The 343-nt window shown below is 63.3% G+C and carries 1 pseudogene; it reads right to left on the bottom strand.

The annotated features are described in order from the left end of the window. Positions 1 to 343 (bottom strand): annotated as a pseudogene (locus DEO45_RS16385) (acetyl-CoA C-acetyltransferase); the annotation flags it as partial.

Below are 343 nucleotides of genomic sequence, written 5' to 3'. Positions count from 1 at the left end.
TGGGCTGCAGGCTGGCCAGCCCTTCCGCGCTGGCATCCACCCGCGGTTGTTCATCGGTATCCACGGTGCGCGCCGCGCCGTTATGCTCGGTGACAACCGGGACGATCTCATCGCGAAAGCGACCGGAATCAATCGCCTTGCGCGCCTTATGCTGTGAGCTGAGCGCCCAGGCGTCCTGCAGCTCGCGACTGATGCCAAATTCCCGGGCCAGGTTTTCCGCCGTGACGCCCATATGATAATCGTTGAAAGCATCCCACAGCCCATCATGCACCAGACTGTCAATCAGCTGGCTGTTGCCCAGCTGGGCGCCGGTGCGGCTGTCGGTAAGCACATGCGGAGCGCG

This window comes from Rhodanobacter denitrificans (genome assembly GCF_003335105.1).
Classification (GTDB): domain Bacteria; phylum Pseudomonadota; class Gammaproteobacteria; order Xanthomonadales; family Rhodanobacteraceae; genus Rhodanobacter; species Rhodanobacter denitrificans_A.
Note: the sequence above shows the minus strand (reverse complement) of the source record. Positions and strands in the feature narration are given on the sequence as shown.